Source organism: Sphingobium sp. TA15 (genome assembly GCF_037101235.1).
GTDB classification, from domain to species: domain Bacteria; phylum Pseudomonadota; class Alphaproteobacteria; order Sphingomonadales; family Sphingomonadaceae; genus Sphingobium; species Sphingobium indicum.
The window spans coordinates 48,937-67,895 of record NZ_AP025357.1 but is presented as its reverse complement, the minus strand read 5'-3'; the positions used below and the strand labels follow the sequence as shown (position 1 = coordinate 67,895).

Annotated in this window: 20 protein-coding genes; 7 read left to right on the top strand and 13 right to left on the bottom strand. The window is 64.4% G+C overall.

What is annotated here, in order from left to right:
- Positions 1-60: 60 nt before the first annotated feature.
- The 6 genes from Sj15T_RS20580 to Sj15T_RS20555 all read left to right on the top strand — a co-directional run bounded on the left by Sj15T_RS20580 (position 61) and on the right by Sj15T_RS20555 (position 6,412).
- A complete protein-coding gene (locus tag Sj15T_RS20580; RefSeq protein ID WP_013039089.1) occupies positions 61-1,986 on the top strand; it encodes a copper resistance system multicopper oxidase in 1,926 nt (641 codons plus the stop codon).
- The gene (locus Sj15T_RS20575; protein WP_013039090.1) at positions 1,986-3,152 is read left to right on the top strand and encodes a copper resistance protein B; all 1,167 of its coding nucleotides are present in this window, start codon (positions 1,986-1,988) and stop codon (positions 3,150-3,152) included. Before Sj15T_RS20580 ends, Sj15T_RS20575 begins: the two co-directional genes overlap by 1 nt.
- Before the next feature lie 90 nt (positions 3,153-3,242).
- Positions 3,243-3,716, top strand: a complete 474-nt coding sequence (locus Sj15T_RS20570; protein ID WP_013039091.1) for a DUF305 domain-containing protein — start codon at positions 3,243-3,245, stop codon at positions 3,714-3,716.
- Between the two features lie 58 nt (positions 3,717-3,774).
- Entirely contained in the window at positions 3,775-5,310 is a 1,536-nt protein-coding gene (locus Sj15T_RS20565) for a PAS domain S-box protein (RefSeq protein WP_013039092.1), read from the top strand.
- Entirely contained in the window at positions 5,300-5,923 is a 624-nt protein-coding gene (locus Sj15T_RS20560; RefSeq protein WP_013039093.1) for a response regulator, read from the top strand. The genes Sj15T_RS20565 and Sj15T_RS20560 overlap by 11 nt, the downstream gene beginning before the upstream one ends.
- An 81-nt stretch (positions 5,924-6,004) precedes the next feature.
- A complete protein-coding gene (locus Sj15T_RS20555) occupies positions 6,005-6,412 on the top strand; it encodes a response regulator (protein ID WP_013039094.1) in 408 nt (135 codons plus the stop codon).
- A gap of 59 nt (positions 6,413-6,471) precedes the next feature.
- On the opposite strand, the gene Sj15T_RS20550 is transcribed toward Sj15T_RS20555, so the two are convergent.
- Complete coding sequence (locus tag Sj15T_RS20550) at positions 6,472-7,440, bottom strand: magnesium and cobalt transport protein CorA (RefSeq protein WP_013039095.1); 969 nt, start codon at positions 7,438-7,440, stop codon at positions 6,472-6,474.
- Between Sj15T_RS20550 and Sj15T_RS20545 the strand changes: the two genes are divergently transcribed.
- Positions 7,439-7,810: a hypothetical protein gene (locus Sj15T_RS20545; protein ID WP_030541630.1), complete on the top strand. Its 372-nt coding sequence runs from the start codon at positions 7,439-7,441 to the stop codon at positions 7,808-7,810. The genes Sj15T_RS20550 and Sj15T_RS20545 overlap by 2 nt on opposite strands.
- An 80-nt stretch (positions 7,811-7,890) precedes the next feature.
- On the opposite strand, the gene Sj15T_RS20540 is transcribed toward Sj15T_RS20545, so the two are convergent.
- The 12 genes from Sj15T_RS20540 to Sj15T_RS20485 all read right to left on the bottom strand — a co-directional run bounded on the left by Sj15T_RS20540 (position 7,891) and on the right by Sj15T_RS20485 (position 18,952).
- The gene (locus tag Sj15T_RS20540; RefSeq protein ID WP_049775019.1) at positions 7,891-8,610 is read right to left on the bottom strand and encodes an SDR family NAD(P)-dependent oxidoreductase; all 720 of its coding nucleotides are present in this window, start codon (positions 8,608-8,610) and stop codon (positions 7,891-7,893) included.
- A 347-nt stretch (positions 8,611-8,957) separates the two neighbouring features.
- The gene (locus tag Sj15T_RS20535; protein WP_004212690.1) at positions 8,958-9,239 is read right to left on the bottom strand and encodes a type II toxin-antitoxin system YafQ family toxin; all 282 of its coding nucleotides are present in this window, start codon (positions 9,237-9,239) and stop codon (positions 8,958-8,960) included.
- Positions 9,226-9,489, bottom strand: coding sequence for a type II toxin-antitoxin system RelB/DinJ family antitoxin (locus Sj15T_RS20530; protein ID WP_004212689.1), 264 nt, complete (start codon positions 9,487-9,489; stop codon positions 9,226-9,228). Before Sj15T_RS20530 ends, Sj15T_RS20535 begins: the two co-directional genes overlap by 14 nt.
- 384 nt (positions 9,490-9,873) lie before the next feature.
- The gene (locus Sj15T_RS20525) at positions 9,874-10,311 is read right to left on the bottom strand and encodes a DUF411 domain-containing protein (RefSeq protein WP_007683347.1); all 438 of its coding nucleotides are present in this window, start codon (positions 10,309-10,311) and stop codon (positions 9,874-9,876) included.
- Between the two features lie 79 nt (positions 10,312-10,390).
- The gene (locus Sj15T_RS20520; RefSeq protein WP_007683345.1) at positions 10,391-11,632 is read right to left on the bottom strand and encodes an MFS transporter; all 1,242 of its coding nucleotides are present in this window, start codon (positions 11,630-11,632) and stop codon (positions 10,391-10,393) included.
- Positions 11,626-12,612 (bottom strand): copper resistance protein B, encoded by a 987-nt coding sequence (locus Sj15T_RS20515; RefSeq protein ID WP_013039100.1) that lies wholly within the window; start codon positions 12,610-12,612, stop codon positions 11,626-11,628. Before Sj15T_RS20515 ends, Sj15T_RS20520 begins: the two co-directional genes overlap by 7 nt.
- On the bottom strand, positions 12,609-14,315 hold the full coding sequence (locus Sj15T_RS20510) for a copper resistance system multicopper oxidase (protein ID WP_013039101.1): 1,707 nt from the start codon (positions 14,313-14,315) through the stop codon (positions 12,609-12,611). Before Sj15T_RS20510 ends, Sj15T_RS20515 begins: the two co-directional genes overlap by 4 nt.
- A 25-nt stretch (positions 14,316-14,340) precedes the next feature.
- Positions 14,341-15,366: an alcohol dehydrogenase AdhP gene (gene adhP, locus Sj15T_RS20505; RefSeq protein WP_004212676.1), complete on the bottom strand. Its 1,026-nt coding sequence runs from the start codon at positions 15,364-15,366 to the stop codon at positions 14,341-14,343.
- 25 nt (positions 15,367-15,391) lie between these two features.
- Positions 15,392-16,912, bottom strand: a complete 1,521-nt coding sequence (locus Sj15T_RS20500; protein WP_013039102.1) for an aldehyde dehydrogenase family protein — start codon at positions 16,910-16,912, stop codon at positions 15,392-15,394.
- Between the two features lie 442 nt (positions 16,913-17,354).
- Positions 17,355-17,756 (bottom strand): hypothetical protein, encoded by a 402-nt coding sequence (locus Sj15T_RS20495; protein ID WP_013849877.1) that lies wholly within the window; start codon positions 17,754-17,756, stop codon positions 17,355-17,357.
- A gap of 333 nt (positions 17,757-18,089) precedes the next feature.
- Positions 18,090-18,380: a hypothetical protein gene (locus Sj15T_RS20490; protein ID WP_013039105.1), complete on the bottom strand. Its 291-nt coding sequence runs from the start codon at positions 18,378-18,380 to the stop codon at positions 18,090-18,092.
- A 131-nt stretch (positions 18,381-18,511) separates the two neighbouring features.
- On the bottom strand, positions 18,512-18,952 hold the full coding sequence (locus Sj15T_RS20485) for a four-helix bundle copper-binding protein (RefSeq protein WP_007683338.1): 441 nt from the start codon (positions 18,950-18,952) through the stop codon (positions 18,512-18,514).
- Positions 18,953-18,959: the final 7 nt, after the last annotated feature.

Here is an 18,959-nt window from a genome sequence, read left to right as displayed (position 1 = left end):
TGAGGCCACGCTGCGTATTTCCAATAGGTCCGCCCTCTTTCTTAAAGCTGAGACAACCGAATGATTTCTGCTCTCGACCGCCGCCAGTTCCTCCGCGGCGCGGCCCTCGCCGGCGGCGGCGCAGCATTGTCAGCCTGGCTGCCGGCCTGGGCGCAGACGATCTCGCCGGGGATGCGACCGACGCTGCCGACCGTGTCGGGCGAAGACATTACGCTCACCATCGCCCGGCAGTCGATGACCATCGACGGGCGCAAGTTCCGGGCAATCGGCCTCAACGGCACGGTCCCCGCCCCGCTGATCCGGCTGCGCGAGGGCCAGCGCGTGCGGCTCAACGTCATCAATCAGCTGGAGGAGGACAGCTCGATCCACTGGCACGGGCTGATCCTGCCGGCCAATATGGACGGTGTGCCGGGCGTGTCTTTTCCGGGCATCAAGCCGGGCTCGAACTACCTCTACCAGTTCTCCGTCGTGCAAAGCGGCACCTACTGGTATCACAGCCATTCGGGCCTGCAGGAACAGGAAGGCCATTACGGCCCGATCATCATCGATCCCGCCGGTGCCGATCCGGTCGCCTATGACCGCGAGCATGTCATCGTGCTCGCCGATCACAGCGCGCTCTCGCCGCAGGCGATCTTCCGGCGCCTCAAGGTCAACCCCGGCCATTTCAATTTCCAGCGCCAGACCCTGGCCGGGCTCCTGTCGGGCAAGGATCAGCCGCTCAAGGACCGGCTCGACTGGGGCCAGATGCGGATGGACCCGGCCGACATCTCCGACGTCACCGGATCGACCTACACCTATCTCGTCAACGGCCATGGTCCGATGGACAACTGGACCGCGCTCTTCACACCGGGCGAGCGTGTGCGGCTGCGCGTCATCAATGCGTCGGCGATGACCACCTTCAACGTCCGCATACCCGGCCTGCCGCTCAGCATCGTCCAGGCCGACGGGCAGAATGTGATGCCGGTCACCGTCGACGAGTTCCAAATCGGTGTCGCCGAGACCTACGACGTCATCGTGACGCCCGCTGAGGACAAGGCCTACACCCTTGTCGGCGAGGCGATCGACCGCTCGGGCATGGCGCGTGCTACGCTCGCGCCGCGCGCCGGTATGGCCGGCGAGGTGCCGCCGCTGCGCAAGCGGCCGCTTGCCGACATGAAGGACATGGGCATGGACATGTCCTCGATGCCGGGCATGGAAGGCATGGACATGTCGGGCGGCGCTATGCGGGGCGTCGATCCGACGGCCGAGAAGAACGCGTCCGCGCGCCTCGCGACCGGCGCGGCGGCAGCGATGGCGACCATGGACAATAGCGCCATGGCAGGCATGGATCATTCGGGGATGGATCATTCCGCGATGAGCGGGATGGACCACGGCGCGATGGGCGCCGATGGCCAGATGGCGGGCATGGACCATGGCGGGCACGCGATGGACTCGATGAAGATGCGAGACTTCTCGAACGCGCCGCAGGTGAAGCGCGACCCGAGCGTCCAGACCATCTCGCCGATGCCCGTCGACCGCACCGGCGAGCCCGGCCAGGGCCTCGCCGACGTCGGCCACAAGGTGCTTGTCTACAGGGACCTGATGGCGCTCGATCGCAATCCGGACGTGCGCGCGCCGAGCCGCAGCATCGACATTCACCTCACCGGCAACATGGAGCGGTTCATGTGGTCGTTCGACGGCGAAAAAATGTCGGACCATCACGAGCCGATCCCCTTCATCGAAGGCGAGCGGGTGCGCGTCAATCTCATCAACGACACGATGATGGGGCATCCGATCCATATTCACGGGCATTTTTTCGAGCTGGTGACTGGGCATGGCGATCATGCGCCACGCAAGCATACGGTAATCGTCCAGCCCGGCGGCAAGGTGACCTGGGACTTCACCGCCGACGCGGTCGGCGACTGGGCCTTCCACTGTCATCTCCTCTACCACATGCATGCCGGGATGATGCGGGTCGTGAGCGTCCGTCCGAAGGGAGACGCGTAATGATCCGCATCCTCACGCCGCTGGTGAGCGCGATCGCCCTTTTCGCTGCCGCGCCCGCCTTTGCCCAGGATCATTCAATGCACGGCATGCCCGGCATGGCGCCGCCGGGCGAGGTGCCGCCGGCGCAGGAGAAGAAGAAGGACAAGGCCACCGCCAGGCCGCGCGCTCAGACACCAGCGCCAGACGCCACCTCGGCGATGGACCATTCGCAGCACCAGGCCAGTCCTGCGCCGCAGGGAGATGCGGCCGGTCAGCCGCAACCCGCGTCTCCCGCGATGCCGGACATGCCGGGCATGGACCACTCCCAGCATCAGGACGGCGCGATGCCGGACATGCCCGGGATGGACCATTCGCAGCATGGCCAGACCGCCACGCCCGGAACCTCCGCCATGCCCGGCATGCAAATGACCGGCACGGCGCTTCCGGCCGGCAATGCGCCCCCGCCGCCTCCCCCCAGCGACCACTTCGCCGATCATGATTTTCCCGGCGCCGAGATGGCGCGCTCACGCGACATCATGATGAAGGACAGCGGCGGCAACAATTTCGGGCAGATGCTGCTCAACCTGTTCGAGTATCAAGCGCATAGCGGTCGCGATGGCTATCGCTGGGATGGCGAAGGCTTTTACGGCGGCGATATCAACCGGCTTTGGCTCAAGAGCGAGGGCGAAGGCGAGTTCGGCCGCGGCATCGATAGCGCGGAGGTGCAGGTGCTCTACAGCCGGGCCATCGACCCCTATTTCAATCTTCAGGGCGGTATCCGCCAGGACTTCGGCCGCGGGCCCGACCGCACTTACGCGACGGTCGGCGTCGAGGGCCTGGCTCCTGGCATGTTCGAGGTCGAAGGCGCGCTGTTCCTCTCGACCAAGGGCGATGTTCTGGGCCGGGTCGAGGGCTATTACGACCAGCGCATTACCCAGCGCCTGATCTTGCAGCCGCGCGCCGAGGTCAATTTCGCCGCGCAGGATATTCCGGAGAACGACATCGGTTCGGGGCTGGTCAACATAGAGCTCGGCGCGCGCCTGCGCTATGAGTTCAGCCGCCAGTTCGCACCCTATATCGGCGTCTCCTATCTGCGCAAAGCCGGCGACACGGCGCGGCTGTCGAGGCTTGCCGGCGAGGACGTCCATGCGACCAGCTTCGTCGCCGGCGTTCGCTTCTGGTTTTAGCATCAGGACGGCTGATGGCGGGGGCGAACAGGAGAGCGGGGCGTTACACTCATACCAAGGTCGGCCGGCGCCGAGCGAAGGAGATACGCCATGGACCATTCGTCCCACATGAACACCCGGAAGATGGGCGCCTATTGGAGCCTTGCCGTTCAGACCGTCATCAGCGGCGTCATCATGTATCTGGTGATGTTCGTCATGATCGACGGGCTCGACAGCTTCTACAACAACCTCAACATGCTCTACATGACGCTGATGATGGTCGCACCGATGGTAGTGCTGATGATCCTCGCCATGCGGCACATGTTTGCGTCGAAGGCCGCCAACATCGCGCTGATCGCCGCCTCGCTGGTCGCCTTCTTCGGCAGCTTCGCGCTTATCCGCACCCAGACCACGATCGGCGACACGGCCTTTCTGCGCTCGATGATCCCGCACCATTCCGGGGCGATCCTGATGTGCCAGGAAGCAAAGCTCAGCGATCCGGAAGTCATCCGGCTCTGCGAATCGATCAAGCGCTCGCAGCGGCAGGAAATCGACGAGATGAAGGCCATTCTCGCGCGGCGCTGAGCGGCTCGGTCGGGCTACGCCCGGATACGCGCGCCCGGCCAGGCATGTGAGCCGGCCGATGGTCGACACGAGGCGCGGGGCGGACGAGATTGCAAGCGACGTAGCGCGGCTTGCGCCGCTGTTCCTGCGACAGGCTGGCGGCCACGTCCTGACGCTGCTCGATCCTTCCGGGATCGTGCTGAGCTATAATGAAGAAGGCGAGCGTGCCGAATGCTGGCCGCTCGATCGCGTCCTGGGACAGCCCCACGACCTGTTCTACCCGCCCGACGAGATTGCGGCGGGGCGTCCAGGCGCAGACCTGGCGGCCGCCCTTCACGAGGGCACGCTGGAGCGCGAAGCGTGGCGGGTCTGCGAGAACGGCGCGGAATATCTGGCGCGCCTGACGATCACCGCACTGTTCGAAGGCGACACACATCGCGGCTTCGCCTGCATCAGCCGCGATGTCACCGACGAGGCGGCGGTCCGCGCATCGATCGAGACCCGCGAGCAGCATCTGCAATCGATTCTGGCGACGGTGCCGGATGCGATGATCATCATCGACGAGACCGGCGCCATCACGTCGTTCAGCGCAGCGGCACAACGCCTGTTCGGCTACAGCGAAGCCGAGCTCGTCGGCCGCAACGTCTCCTGCCTTATGCCCCAGCCCGATCGCGACCGTCACGACGAATATCTCGCGCATTATCTGCAGACCGGCGAGCGCCGGATCATCGGCCTCGGTCGCGTCGTGGTCGGCCAGCGCCGCGACGGCTCAACCTTCCCGATGCAGCTGTCGGTCGGCGAGGCCGGTGAAGACGGGCAGCGGTTGTTCACCGGCTTTATCCGGGATCTCACCGCCAAGGAGCAGGATGAGCTCAGGCTCAAGGAACTGCAGGCAGAGCTGGTCCATGTCTCTCGGCTGAGCGCGATGGGCACGATGGCCTCGACGCTCGCGCATGAGCTCAACCAGCCGCTTGCCGCGGTCGCGCTCTATCTCGAGACGATCCGCGACATGCTCGACGAGCGGGACGACGAACCCTTCGTGTCGCTACGGTCGGTGATGGATGATGCGGCACAGGAAACGCTGCGGGCCGGCCATATCGTCCGGCGCCTGCGCGATTTCGTCGCCCGCGGCGAGGTCGACAAGAGCCTCCACGAGCTGCCGCAGGTCATCGCCGAGGCGAGCCAGCTCGCGCTGGTCGGTGCACGCGAGCGCGGCATCCGCAGCTTCTTTGCGGTCGATCCCGCCGCGACGCCGGTCCTCGTCGACAGGGTGCAGATCCAGCAGGTGCTGGTCAACCTGATGCGCAATGCCATCGAGGCGATGGCGGAGTGTCCGGTTCGCGACCTCAAGGTGGCGACCAGGTTGCGCCCTGACGGGCTGATCGAGGTGACCGTGGAGGATACCGGTCCCGGCATCGCGGACGGAATCCGCGAGCAGCTCTTCACGGCGTTCAACTCGACAAAGGCCGACGGCATGGGCCTCGGCCTCTCGATCTGCCGGACCATCATCGAAGCGCATGGCGGCCGTATCTGGATGGAGCGCCCCGACCGCGGCGGCACCCGCTTTCATTTTACCTTGATCCATGCGCGGGCGGAGGAGGAACATGGGGGATAGACGCGTCATCCATCTGGTCGACGACGAGGAGAGCATCCGCAAGGCGGCGAGCTTTGCGCTCAAGACCGCGGGCTACGACGTCGTGACCTATGCCTCGGGCGTGGAGTTTCTCAAGGAGGCGAAGTCGGCGGCCGTCGGCTGCGTCATCCTTGACGTGCGCATGCCCGAGATGGACGGTCTCGAGGTTCAGGCCGCCATGGCAGCACGCGGGGTCAACATGCCGGTCATCGTCCTGACCGGCCATGGCGACGTGTCGGTTGCGGTGCAGGCCATGAAAGGCGGCGCGGTCGACTTTCTCGAGAAGCCCTTCGAGAAAGCGGCCCTGCTCGGCGCCGTCAGCCGCGCGTTCGCACGTCTCGACGATGTCGACCTTCGTACCCTGGAAACGTCCGAAGCAGGGGTGCGGGTCGCTGCACTGACGCCCCGGGAGCGGGAAGTGCTCGAAAGGCTGGCGAACGGCCTGCCCAACAAGACGATCGCCTATGACCTGGGCTGTTCATCGCGAACGGTCGAGGTCCATCGCGCGAGCCTGATGGCCAAGCTCGAGGTCCGCAATTTGTCCGAAGCCCTGCGGATCGCCTTTGCCGCGGGCATGGGCCGCAAGCCGAAGTGACTGCGACCTCTACGTAGCGACGGGACGGGGCGCGATATGCGATCGATGGTGCAATCGTCACACGGGTGTCCGCTTCTCGCAATGCCATCGGTCCGTTCCACCCAGCATGATGGCAGATACACCATCCTCGTTTCCGACGACGATCCCGGCGTGCGGCGTGGCCTCCAGCTGCTGCTGAGATCGCGCGGCTATGCTGTGTGGGGATATACCACCGGCCACGCGCTGTTGGCCGACCCGCGCGCGAAGGAAGCAGACTGCGTCATCCTCGACTATCGCATGCCCGACATCGACGGATTCGCGATGCTGCGTCACCTTCGCGAGATCGGATGGTCGGGACGCGCCATCATGATCTCAGGCTTTCACGACACGCTGCTGGCCTCGCGGGCCGCCGAGGCGGGCTTCGATCACGTTCTCGCAAAGCCTTTGATCGGCAGGGCTTTGCTCGATGCGTTGGACCGGCACCGCGCCGAGACGCTTCGAAAGCATTGAGTTATGGCGGCCTGCCCCAGCGGCCTCAGCCCGCGCGATGTGGAAAGCGGTCAGCGACGTCAAAGCCAGTGGCTGCGTTTGAACCGGATGTAGGGTCCGATGCAGACCGCAGCGATGACGCCGAGGATGACGAAATATCCCCATTGCGTCTTCAGTTCGGGCATATTCTCGAAATTCATGCCGTAGATTCCGGCAATCGCGGTAGGCACCGCGAGGATCGCGGCCCAGGCGGCAAGCTGACGCGTGATCGCACCCTGGCGCTGCTGTTCGAGCAGGTGACTCGCCTCGAACACCGAGATCAGGATGTCGCGGATGCCGGTGATGGCGCTCTCAACCCTGAGCATGTGATCGAGCAAATCACGGAAATAGGGTTTGGAGGCCTCATCAAGCCGCGGAAGCTGCAGGTTCACCAGCTTGCGACCGACCTCGAGCATGGGTCCGAGCACGCGTTGGAAGCGGACGAGCTCACGCCGCAGCGTGAAAATCCGGGTCACCTCCTCGCGGGTGAGAAAGGCTGCAAGCATGCGCTGCTCCATCTTGAGGACGTCCTCCTCGATCGCCTCGACGATCAGGAAATAGCCATCGACGATGAAGTCCAGAATGGCATGGAGCACATAGTCCGGGCCCTCGCGCAGCAGCTCGGGCGTGATTTCGAGATGCGCGCGAAGCTCGCTGTGCGAACGTGCCGAACCCTGCCGAACGGTGATCAGGAAACTCTTGCCCAGGAAAATCGCGGTGGAGCCGTAGGCGATATGATCGCCTTCAAGATGTGCCGTCCTGGCGACGATGAACAACTGGTCACCGTAGACGTCGAGCTTGGAAATCTGGTGGCCGTTGCCGGCATCTTCCACGGCAAGCGGGTGAAGGCCGTAATTTCCGGCGATGTCGGCAAGTTCTGTCTCGGTGGGCTGGGAGAGGCCGATCCACACAAAGTCATCCTTGGCGATATGCTCGCACGCCGGATCGATCAGGGTCACCGGCCGTAGCCGTTTGCCCTCGTGATAAAGAAAGGCGGCGACGACGCTCATGGCACTTTCCGGTGCCGCCACTGCGGCGGCGACCGGAAGCCGTGTGCCTGGCCCATTGAGACGCGCGCACGAGCAGACGCGCCTCATTCTTCAAGCCCAGTCGCAGGAAGAAGAAAGCGGCGCGCAGCAATTCGAGCGAGAGCTTGTAGAAAAAGCGGCGGAGCGTTGGGTTTCGCAGAAGGCCGCTCCCGTTCATGACGCGCGTGGCTGGGCGGCGCGCTGCCAAATCAAGGGCACGCAGACTGCGAAGGTCCGCGCACCCTTGATTGGCGACCGCGAGGGCTTCGTCCTCTCTTGCGATGGTACCAAGCGATTGCCCGTTTGGCGCTTCGGCAATCGTGTCGGATGGCTATACCTAAGTATCGGATAGCGGCGCTGACGACAGGGGTTGCCGGGCCCCGGTGAGGCGCATCGCACCGCGCGGAGACGAAAGCTGGAAGACGGGAAAGCTCAACTGTCGAAAGCGACCGAGCGCGCGAGCGCTTCCTGGGACTGCAGAAAGGCGAGCCGCGATTGCAGCGCCGCCTGGACAACGCCGAAAGCGTCACCCCCCAGAGTCACGCGCAGCGGCGGATGGTCGCTGGTTGCGACATCGACGATCGCTTGCGCGATCTTTTGCGGGTCGAGCGTGTAGAGCTCGTTTCCGGCGGTCTCGAACATCTTGCGGATATCGCCGGCGGGCGTATCGCGATAGGCGGCGATCTCGCTGGCGAATTGCAGGTTGTGGCTGAAGCTGGTGCGCGCGCCACCCGGCTCGATCAGCGTCACGAACAGGTTGAAGGGTTCAAGCTCCTGGCGGAGGCATTCGCTGAAGCCCTCCAGGCCCCATTTGGCCGCATGATAGAGACTGCTCGTCGGAAGCGAGCCCTGACCGCTGGCGCTGGAGATCTGGATGATCCGGCCGCTCCCGCGCAGGCGCATCGCGGGGACAAAGGCGCGGGTGATGTGGATGGGCGCCATGAGATTGAGCGCGATCTGGCCTTCGACCTCGGCGTCCGACATCTCTTCGGTGGCGCCGATCACGCCGCCGCCGGCGTTGTTGACCAGAATATCGACGGGTCGACGCGCCTGCGCCCGGGCCACGACCGCAGCAATATCGTCCTTGACCGTGACGTTCCTTCTCACGATCTGGCTTTTGAGCCATTCGAGCATGGAATCTTTTGCCATCATGGGCGTCGTCGTCGCTCTCGGCAGCATCGTCTACCGGGCCAGCATCCGCCGGTCATCAACGTAGGGGTCACGACGGTGGAGCGAGCGGTCGGCTCTTCAAGCCCAACGCGATCGGCTCATTTCTCGCTCACCAGTCGTGAACTAACGGCAAATTTGTCAGAATTTGAGGGTGAAAGTGATTTATGGCCCTCATTTTTGTTTCAAGCAGCGCCTGCCGAATGCATCTCTGCGATTGATGTCTTCTGCAAAAGCTTGTTGGCATCGGATGCTCGCTGATCACACCTAACCCGTAATCGTGCCTCTGGCTGACATACCCGACAAACGTATAAGCTCGCCATGCGCGGGCGTCACCAACCCAATTCCGCGTGCGATCCCAAGCGCACAAGCTGCAAGGTGTCGTCATCGGGCTTGCGGTAAATCAGCACGAGGTCGGGCTTTATGTGGCAATCGCGATGGTCGCGCCAGTCGCCGGTCAGCGCATGGTCGCGGTGGCGCGGTTCAAGCGGCTCGTCGGATGCCAGCGCCTCGATGATCGGGATCAGGTCAGCGTCCAGCGTCTTGGCGTGCTGCCCCTTCTTCTCCCGCTTGTAGTCGCGCTTGAACCGCCCGAAGCGTTCAATCGTCCGCATTGAGGTCGGCCATCAGGTCGACCACCGTGGCGAACCGCTTGCCCTTTCCCTCGCGCGCTTCCTTCATGGCCTCGATCGTCTCGGCATTGGGCACCAGCGGTTCAAACGGCAAGGCCTTGTCGCGGGCAACGCGGGTCAGCATCAGGCGCACGGCATCGGAGACGGTCAGCCCCATAGCAGCCAGCACGGTCGCGGCTTCCTCCTTCACCGCTCCGTCGATCCGGGTCTGCACAAGAGCGTTTGCGGCCATGTCGATTTCCTTTCTGCATGACGATGTAATGCAAGCGAACGCAAAGTGCAATCAGGCAAAGCCCCGGCTATCGACATGGCGACCGGGCTTCGCGTTTTTCACCTTCAATGCTGTGAGTGCCATCGGTTCGGGGCCCTGATCGGGAATGTTGGGGCCGTTCTCACACTTTCGGTGGGCAAACGGTCCCACAATCGTTCCCACATTTTGGGCCAAATTCAGGCAAATCAGGGAGACGACCGCGAACAACTTACAAGACAAATCGTTGCTTTTTCAGTGTAGGTAGGGGTAGGGACGCCATCAGCTCGCTTGACACAAGGTTCTACACTCGACAGCGGGGGCCTCTACCACCGGGCAATTCTGCAGGATGCTGCAAACCGCGCGATATCAATGGCGGGCGAAAATTCGCTGACCGGCGCTGCCGAAGGCCACCACCGTATAGGGTTGGCGGGCAGCGCCTGCCACTTCCATGCCCTCCGAACCGATCGGCATCCCCGCAACCGCAATGCCTTTGACGCCCGCAGGACGGGTCGCCAGCAAGCGCTTGACGTCGGATATCGGGACATGGCCCTCGATCATATAGCCATCGACGATCGCGCTGTGGCAAGATGCCAGCGTCCGGGGCATGCCGGCCTTGCGCTGAAGCTCGCTGCGCGACGCATCGTCACGCATGACGACCTTGCGTCCCAGCTTCGCGCGCACGGCCTGCGCCCACTTCTCGCAACATCCACATCCCGGATCCCGGTGGACGACGATATCACTGGCCGCAAGCGCTACGCCGGGCATGGCGAGGAACAGCAAGGCGACGAATAGGCGGGTCTTCATGAAATGACTCCCGGAAGAACGATAAGCATGGGGCAGAGGCCCCTTCTTTTCTATACGCATCAATGCGCCCCTCCCCTCATCACGCAGATGATTTTACGATGGCGGGCGGCCTCCAGGCTAGCGGCAGGGACACAAGCAGCGCTAGCGATAGACCACCAATCCCCCACAGAACGAGCGGCTGCGCCCCGGGAGCGACGATGGCTATCGCCAGCGGCGCGAGCGCCTGCCCGATGCTGGCGGCGGAATGCTGGAAACCGAGCTTCACGCCTGAAGGGGCCCCGCCGCCGCTGATCCAGAAGCTGGTGACCAATCGAAGGGTTGCCGAGCTCCAGCCGGCAGCAACGATGATCCCACTGAGCTCGGCCATACTCGCGGCGACAGGAAACATGAAAAGTGCCACAGCCAGCAGGCCCAGCGTCAATCCGGCAAGCCGCCTCGGCACAGTGACCAGCCAATCCAGCTTTGCATGGAAGATCTGTGCCGCCAGCATGCCCAATCCGCAGAGACTGAGCATCCAGGCGATCTCTTCGCGGCTCAGCGAAATGGCGCTCCGCGTCACCAGGAGATTGACATGCATCGCCGCCAGCCCGCCGCCCGCGACGATCGTGATAAAAAGCAGGATCAACGTCGCGCCGAGCGTAGGCGCGGGCAGGTCTCCGCCATCGATGCAAGGTGCACACCAGCGCGGCAGACGCACGGCGCAAAGCGCCGCCCCGACGGCACCGATGCCGAGAGCGAGGATCATGAGGGGAGCGCGGGGCAGGATCGCGGCCGAGACCTCCGCCACCAGCGGACCGGCGAGATCGCCCAGAAACACGAAGGCGGTCAGCCAGGTGAAGCGGCGCGCCTGGTCCGCGCGCCCGCTTGCGGCAAAGCTCGCGCAGAGCAAGCCCAACGGTATGATGGCGGCCGACGCCATCCCCGCCACCAGACGCAATGCATAAAGCTCAGGCAACCCGACGAGGCCGATCGGCGCGGTCACCAGCGCGAGGATGACCAGCGCTGCGCGCAACATCGCCCGATAGTCGACCCGGTCCGCGATCCAGCCCCAGAGCGGCGCCGCCAGCAAGGCTGCCAGGGGATGGACCGCGGTCAGGCTCGCGACGTGAAAATCATGAGCGCTTGACGATAGCGCGCCACGAGCCGGGTCGACCAGTGCCGGAAGGAAGGCGAGAATGGCCGTCTGTCCCGCCGACGCCGCAGCCGCCGCGAGCAACAAGACGAAAAAGGAGGCCGGCCAGCGACCGTTGGCTTGCGATCCAGCCTTGTCACGCGGCGCGTTCGCGGTCGATCCCTCGAGTGGCCATCCGCGGATCACCACCAGGCGCGCAAGCCGATCACCAGCCTGTGTTCGGAAGGCCCTTCCCTGCGCAGGCGACGGAAATCGGCCGTGCCGTCAAATGCGCGCTCCCAGACGAAGCCGATATAGGGCGCGAACTTGCGCGACACCTCGTAGCGCAACCGTCCGCTCAGCTCGACATTGCTGAAGCCGCTGCCGAGCTGCCGATCGCTCGACCGCTTCGAATAGATATTGGTTTCCACCTGCGGCGTAAGGATCAACCGATTGGTGAACAGGACCTCATAGGAGGCCTTGGCGCGCGCCGCGAGACGCCCATCGGTTCCTACATAGCCGGTGAGCTGGACGTCGAACCAATAGGGCGCCAGTCCCTCGACGCCGGCGGCGAGCCAGGTGGTCGCACCCTTGCCGAGATCCTGCCTGACCCCGAGCAGCGTGCCCCAGAACGGGTTCTTGCTGTGCCACCACAGCGCCTCGACGCTGCTCTCCGGATCGAGACGTTGGTCGCGGGAGTTCTTGAGCCCCTGGCTGCGCAGCCAGAGCTTGTCATTGTCCTGACCCTTGGTGACGAGCACGGTCCAGCCCACGCCCTGACCCTCGTTGCCGCTGGTGAACTCGAGCTCATCCACAAGTATCTTGGGGATCGAGAGCTTGTCGGCCATCTCATAGCCCGGCAGCGTCGAGTTGCGATAGCCGTCGGCATAATCGTCCGAGTTGCGCGCGTCCGGCGGGGCCTTGCCACCCTGCATCGAGCCCATGTCCATCGTGGCGCCGTTACCGGACGCCTTCGTGTCGGTCATATCCATGCCCGGCATGTCCATGCCCGCATGGTCCTGAGAGCCTTGCGCGGAAGGGGTGTGCTGAGCGGGAGTGGCCGTTTGGGCAGGGGTGGCGGCGGGCGACGGGGGCGAGGCATCCTGCGCGAGGGCGGGAGCCGTGATCGCCGGCGCCAGGAAGAGGGCAGCGCCAAGAGCGATGCCGCGCGAGGGGAAAATCCGGATCATGCGACCACCACCTCCCGGAACATGCCGGCCGCCATGTGATAGAGCAGATGGCAGTGGAAGGCCCATCGGCCCATGGCGTCGGCGGTGACGCGGAAGCTCACCCGCTGGGCGGGCTGGACCACGACCGTATGCTTGCGGACCTGGAAGGCGCCGTCCGGGCCTTCGACATCGCTCCACATGCCGTGCAGATGCATCGGATGCGCCATCATCGTGTCGTTGACGAAGGTGACGCGCAGCCGCTCGTTTGGCTTGAAATGAAGCGGCCTGGAATCGTTGAGCTTGATGCCGTCGAGCGACCAGATGAACCGTTCCATATTGCCCGTCAGATGCAGCTCGATGTCGCGCTCGGGCTCGCGCGGGTCGGGATCGCCGCCCGGCGTGCGCAGATCGGCCAGCGTCAGCACGCGCCAGCCGCGCCCGCGCAGCCCGGCGCCGGGATCGTCGAGATTGGTGCGCGGATAGTCGACGCGCATGTCGGTATTGGCGCCATATTCGGTGCGGGCGTGCCGTGCCCTGGCCGGCATCTCGGTCATGCCGTGCCCGGCATGCGCGTCGCCTCCCATTGCGCCCATCGTCGCCATCGCGCCCATCATGTCGACCGGCTCGAGCCAGGTCCGGGCATCGAGCAGCGGCACGGCTGCCGCCATGCCCGGGGCCGGTGCGATCGTGCCACGCGCATAGCCGCTCCGATCGATCGCCTGCGCGAAGATGGTGCGGGCGCCGCCCTCGGGCATGGTGAACTCGACGTCGTAGGTCTCGCCCGGGCCGATCCGGAATTCCTCGACCGTGACCGGCTCGACCGGCTGCCCGTCGGTCGATACGACCGTCAGCTCGACCCCGGGGATCCGCACGTCGAAGAACGTCGCCGTCCCCGCGCCGACGAAGCGCAGGCGCACGCGCTCGCCGGGCGCGGCGATACCGGTCCAGTTGCCGGCGGGCGGCGCGCCGTTCATCAGATAGGTGTAGGTCGCGGCAGAGACATCGCTGTAGTCGGTCGGGTTCATCCGCGAGCTGTTCCACATCCGCCGCCGCTCGAGCGCCTTGCCCAAGCCCATGGTGCCGACATCCTTGAGGAAATCGCCGGCGGTCGGCTGCGCAAAATTATAGTAGCTGCTCTGCTTCTTGAGATTGAGGAAGATCTGCAGCGGCGGCTCGTCCGACCAGTCGCTGAGCACGATGCAATAGTCGCGATCGGGCGCCCGCGCCGTCGGCACCTGTTTTGGCTCCACGATGATCGCTCCATAGAGTCCCGTCTGCTCGGCGAGCGTGTGAGCGTGATACCAGTAGGTTCCGCTCTGGCGGACCTCGAAGCGATAGGTGAAGGTCTCGCCCGGCGCGATGCCGGCAAAGCTGATGCCGGGCACGCCGTCCATCTCCGCCGGCACGATGATGCCGTGCCAATGGATGCTCGACATCTCCTTGAGGCCGTTGCGCACACGGAGCGTGACCGTGTCGCCTTCGCGCAGGCGCAGGACCGGCGCGGGCACGCTGCCGTTCACGGCGGTCGCGATACGGCGTTTGCCGGTGAAGTTGACTGGCAGCTCGGCGATCTCGAGGTCGAACTCGGTCCCGCTAAGCTCGGCGGGCGAGACTGGGGCGGATCGCGCGAGAAGCGCCGGGGCGAAGCCGGCAACCGCGCCGCCGATCGCCAGCCCCTGGACGAAACGGCGCCGCGCGATCGGCCGGATATGTAAGGGAGACATGAACTGTACTTTCGCGAAGTCGGCTTCAGGCGAGGTCGAGGACGATCCGGCCCTCGATGTCGCCATGATGCATGCGGGAGAAGACGTCGTTGATGTTCTCCAGCTTGTCTGCATGGACCGTGGCCTTGACCTTGCCCTCGCCGGCGAACGCCAGTGCCTCGAGCAGATCGAGCCGCGTGCCGACGATCGAGCCGCGCACGGTAATGCCGTTCAGCACGGTGTCGAAGATCGACAACGGGAAGTCGCCCGGCGGCAGGCCGTTGAGCGCGACCGTGCCGCCGCGCCGGACCATGCCGAGCGCCTGCTGGAACGCCTTGGGCGAAACGGCGGTCACCAGCGCCCCGTGCGCGCCGCCAATGGCTTTCTTGAGCGCTGCCGAAGGGTCCTCGTTGCGCGCGTTGACCGTCAGTGTGGCGCCAAGGCGTGTAGCGAGGTCGAGCTTGCTATCGTCGATGTCGACCGCGGCCACATTGAGACCCATGGCTCGGGCATATTGCACCGCCATGTGGCCGAGCCCGCCAATGCCGGAGACGACCACCCACTCGCCGGGTCGGGCCTCGGTGGCCTTCAATCCCTTGTAGACGGTGACGCCCGCGCAGAGGATCGGCGCAATGTCGAGGAAGTCGACATTGTCGGGAAGGTGACCAACATAGTTGGGATCGGCGAGGACATATTCGGCAAAGCTGCCATTGACCGAATAGCCGGTGTTCTGCTGTTCGTGGCAAAGCGTCTCCCAGCCACCCAGGCAATGCACGCAGTGCCCGCAGGCGGTGTAGAGCCAGGGCACACCGACCCGGTCGCCTTCCTTCACATGGGTGACGCCGGCACCAACGGCGGCGACATGCCCGACGCCCTCATGGCCAGGAATGAAGGGCGGGTTGGGCTTGACCGGCCAGTCCCCTTCTGCCGCGTGCAGGTCGGTATGGCACACGCCGGTTGCCGCAATCTTGACCAGGACCTGCCCGGGGCCGACCGTCGGGATCGGCGCGTCCTCGATGACCAGGGGCTTGCCGAATTCGCGGACGACCGCCGCTTTCATGGTTTTCGCCATGTCCGTTTCTCCTTTGAGCGAGGGGTCAGAATAGGCCGAGCGCGTGCTCGTCATAGGAGACGAGCAGATTCTTGGTCTGCTGATAATGATCGAGCATCATCCGGTGGTTTTCACGCCCGAAGCCCGATGCCTTGTATCCGCCGAAGGCGGCATGGGCGGGGTACTGATGATAGCAGTTGGTCCAGACCCGCCCGGCCTCGATCGCGCGGCCGAGCCGGTAGGCGGTGTTGCCGCTCCGGGTCCAGACGCCCGCGCCAAGACCGTAGGCGGTGTCGTTGGCAAGTGCGATCGCCTCCTCGACCGTCTTGAACGTGGTGACCGACAGGACGGGACCGAAGATCTCCTCCTGGAAGATGCGCATGTGGTTCTGACCCACGAACACGGTCGGCTGCACGAAATAGCCCTGGTCGAGCGCACCGCCCGGCAGCGCCCTGGCGCCACCGACCAGACACTGCGCGCCCTCGGCCTTGCCGATATCGATATAGCCCAGGATCTTGTGGAGCTGGTCCTCCGACGCCTGCGCGCCGACCTGGACCGACGGGTCGAGCGGATCGCCCTGGCGGATCGCGGCGACGCGCGCCACGGCGCGCTCGATGAAGCGGTCGAAGATCGACTCATGGATCAGGGCGCGCGACGGGCAGGTACAGACCTCGCCCTTGTTGAAGGCGAACAAAGTAAAGCCTTCGAGCGCCTTGTCGAAGAAGGCATCGTCCTCGTCGAGCACGTCCGCCATGAAGATGTTGGGCGACTTGCCGCCAAGCTCCATCGTCTGGGGGATCAGATGGTCGGCGGCCGCATGCATGATCTGCTTGCCGGTGACGGTCTCGCCGGTGAACGAGACCTTGGCGATGCGCGGATTGGCGGCGATCGCCTGGCCGACGGTCCGTCCCGGGCCGGTGACGACATTGAGCACGCCGGGCGGCAGGATGTCGGCGGTGAGCTCGGCGAACATCAGCAAGGTGAGCGGCGTCTGGGATGCGGGCTTGATGACGGTGCAGTTGCCCGCCGCCAGCGCCGGGGCGATCTTCCACGCCGCCATCAGCAGCGGGAAGTTCCACGGGATGATCTGGCCGACGACGCCGAGCGGCTCGCGAAAATGATAGGCGATGGTGTCGGCATCGATCGTCGAGATCCCGCCTTCCTCGGCCCTGATGCAGCCGGCGAAATAGCGGAAATGGTCGATCGCGAGCGGAACGTCGGCAGCGCGCGTCTCGCGGATCGGCTTGCCGTTGTCGATCGTCTCGGCAAGCGCCAGCAACTCCATATTATCCTCGAGCCGGTCGGCGACGCGATTGAGAATCCTGGCGCGGTCGGCGGGCGAGATCCTTGCCCATTGATCCTTGGCGGCGTGCGCCGCATCGAGCGCGCGCTCGACATCTTCCGGCGTCGACAGCGCAAACTCGGCGATCTGGGCGCCATTGATCGGGCTCGTGTCCGCGAAATACTCGCCGCTCGCTGGAGCGCTCCATCGACCACCGATGAAATTATCATAGCGGTGTCGGAAGGACGCCGCAGCATTGATGGTCCCGATCGCCTTCTCGAACATCGCCTGTCTCCATCTTTACCGATGCCTGATGAAGTAGGCCTTCTGATGAGACGGCCTATAAGTAAGTTCCGCAGACAAAAATCAGGCAGAGTTTTTACGAAGCGCCAGGCTGGACACGCAAAAGAAGCCGATGATTTTCTCATCAGCTCATAGATTATCTCGCCGCCTAAGCAGGCAATGGCTCTCGCCATTCAATCGCGGCGCAGAGGTCACTGAAGTCGATCCGGCCATGCTTGGTCGGACCTCTTAATCGTAAGCGCGGACCCGCAGCTCGGTGCCAACTCCTGGAGCTTTACGCATCGCGGGCTCCTCTCTCTCGCGGTGGACGCCTGCTTCTCGTTATGAAATCCTAGAAACTTGGAACACCTCTTGAAGAACAGGCCCGCCGCGGGGGCAGCGGCGGGCCCTCAGCCCCAGGGGTCTGTTCTCGGGGCTGGAAACCTCACATGTCGCTCATCGGCTTGTCGGCCATAGGCGTGGCCGGTTTCTTCTTGGCGGCCGGCTTTGCCTTTTTCATCGGCATCTTGCAGCAACCGCTCTTGGGCTTGCCAGCCTTGCTCGAACCGCTCCCCTGCGACGAGCCACCAGACATTCCGGCCATGCCCGCAGCGCCCTGCTGGCCTTGCGGCTTCTGCATGCCGGCTTGGTGATCCTGCATCATTTGGTCGTGCATCTGCTGCCCTCCATGATCCATCCCCTGCTGATGGGCATGGGCGGTGGATGGCTTCGGCTGCGCAGGGGCGTGCTGGGGCGCGGCGGGTGCCGATTGCGCCAGACCCGCGCCAGCGAAGTTCAGGGTCGCCAGGCAGCCGATCGCGCCGACTAGAAGTTTCGTCTTTCGCATTGTGGTTCTCCGCATGATGAGTCCTTGCCCGATCGCCGTTTGCGACCGCGACCATACCGACCCCTCATGCGGGCTTGGCCCTTTGGTCTGAATACGTAAGTTACGAATCCGCACTGGATCAGGACTGGCAGGCCCGCGATCTTGCGGGCGAAAACATGGTCCAAGGGTCCAGCGGATTCATGACTGCATCGCATTAAAGCTCGTGCAGACCTTTATTCTGAAACGCAATTGGCCCGCCGGGGAAACGGCGGACCAACGTTGCGGCCCGGTCAAACGATACCAACGCCTTGTATGGTGAGGCTTTGATCAACCGACCTCTGATGGGCTTTTGGTTCAGCACCCCCCGCCCGACCGATGCGACATGTCAGAAGCCCCCTCCTGGCTCCCCGATTCCCGCATGGCCATCCGGTGGCCTCGCATCATCTCACCGTGCATCTGGTCCTTGCCGTGCCGCATGCCCTCCATATGGGCCGTGCCGGACTGAGCCGGCGCAGGCTTGGCCTTGAGCGTCTCCTCGAGATCCGGCATGTCCGACGGCATGCCATCGGCGAGAACAGGCCCGGCACCGAGGGCAAGGAGGCCGAGGGCTGCGAGCGAAGTGATAACTACCGTTTTCTTGCGCACTATCGATTCCTTCAAGTCTGGTTTCCGTTCGACCGGCTTCAGATCCGGTCGTTTCTCGCTCCTCCGGGAGCTTGCCCTTGAGATGGTATCGGTCCTGACCCGGCAGTATACGTAATATGCGAAGCGGGTGGTCAGCCGGTCATGTCCGCCATCATTCGGCAGCTCGCCGCGCATTTCTTGCAGGTGGCCGAGCAACGCGCGATCCGCTGGTCCTCGCTATGACGCCCGCATTCCTCGGCGCAGCGCTCGCAAGCATCGGCGCAGGCGCGGCACAGGATGCGGTGCAGAGCCGATTCCCGCAGCATCGAGTTGGCTGTCGCCTGGCACAGTTCCGCACAGTCGTTCAGCATGGCGATCAACGACGCGCTCGCCAGCGCGCTGCTTTGCTTCGTCAGCCAGGCGGCGGTTTCGAGGCACATGCGGTGTGAAGCCAGGCAATCGTCGATGCAGTCCGTCATCGACATCGCCATCCCTTCCATTCGATGCTGCTGCCCCGCCGCCGGCGCAGCCAGCGTTCCGGCGGCGGCAAGGCCGGCGCCCGCCATCAGCAATTCGCGTCTCTCGATCATCATGCACCCT

Excerpts from the sequence above, each read along its gene's own strand:
- Sj15T_RS20530 (WP_004212689.1), bottom strand. The coding sequence starts at position 9,489 with ATGGCCGCAAACGCTCTTGTGCAGACCCGGATCGACGGAGCGGTGAAG.
- Sj15T_RS20515 (WP_013039100.1), bottom strand. The coding sequence starts at position 12,612 with ATGATCCGGATTTTCCCCTCGCGCGGCATCGCTCTTGGCGCTGCCCTC.
- Sj15T_RS20535 (WP_004212690.1), bottom strand. The coding sequence starts at position 9,239 with ATGCGGACGATTGAACGCTTCGGGCGGTTCAAGCGCGACTACAAGCGG.
- Sj15T_RS20565 (WP_013039092.1), top strand. The coding sequence starts at position 3,775 with ATGGTCGACACGAGGCGCGGGGCGGACGAGATTGCAAGCGACGTAGCG.
- Sj15T_RS20500 (WP_013039102.1), bottom strand. The coding sequence starts at position 16,912 with ATGTTCGAGAAGGCGATCGGGACCATCAATGCTGCGGCGTCCTTCCGA.
- Sj15T_RS20575 (WP_013039090.1), top strand. The coding sequence starts at position 1,986 with ATGATCCGCATCCTCACGCCGCTGGTGAGCGCGATCGCCCTTTTCGCT.
- Sj15T_RS20580 (WP_013039089.1), top strand. The coding sequence starts at position 61 with ATGATTTCTGCTCTCGACCGCCGCCAGTTCCTCCGCGGCGCGGCCCTC.
- adhP (WP_004212676.1), bottom strand. The coding sequence starts at position 15,366 with ATGGCGAAAACCATGAAAGCGGCGGTCGTCCGCGAATTCGGCAAGCCC.
- Sj15T_RS20485 (WP_007683338.1), bottom strand. The coding sequence starts at position 18,952 with ATGATGATCGAGAGACGCGAATTGCTGATGGCGGGCGCCGGCCTTGCC.
- Sj15T_RS20525 (WP_007683347.1), bottom strand. The coding sequence starts at position 10,311 with ATGAAGACCCGCCTATTCGTCGCCTTGCTGTTCCTCGCCATGCCCGGC.
- Sj15T_RS20550 (WP_013039095.1), bottom strand. The coding sequence starts at position 7,440 with ATGAGCGTCGTCGCCGCCTTTCTTTATCACGAGGGCAAACGGCTACGG.
- Sj15T_RS20510 (WP_013039101.1), bottom strand. The coding sequence starts at position 14,315 with ATGTCTCCCTTACATATCCGGCCGATCGCGCGGCGCCGTTTCGTCCAG.
- Sj15T_RS20560 (WP_013039093.1), top strand. The coding sequence starts at position 5,300 with ATGGGGGATAGACGCGTCATCCATCTGGTCGACGACGAGGAGAGCATC.
- Sj15T_RS20570 (WP_013039091.1), top strand. The coding sequence starts at position 3,243 with ATGGACCATTCGTCCCACATGAACACCCGGAAGATGGGCGCCTATTGG.
- Sj15T_RS20495 (WP_013849877.1), bottom strand. The coding sequence starts at position 17,756 with ATGCGAAAGACGAAACTTCTAGTCGGCGCGATCGGCTGCCTGGCGACC.
- Sj15T_RS20555 (WP_013039094.1), top strand. The coding sequence starts at position 6,005 with ATGCCATCGGTCCGTTCCACCCAGCATGATGGCAGATACACCATCCTC.
- Sj15T_RS20545 (WP_030541630.1), top strand. The coding sequence starts at position 7,439 with ATGGCACTTTCCGGTGCCGCCACTGCGGCGGCGACCGGAAGCCGTGTG.
- Sj15T_RS20540 (WP_049775019.1), bottom strand. The coding sequence starts at position 8,610 with ATGATGGCAAAAGATTCCATGCTCGAATGGCTCAAAAGCCAGATCGTG.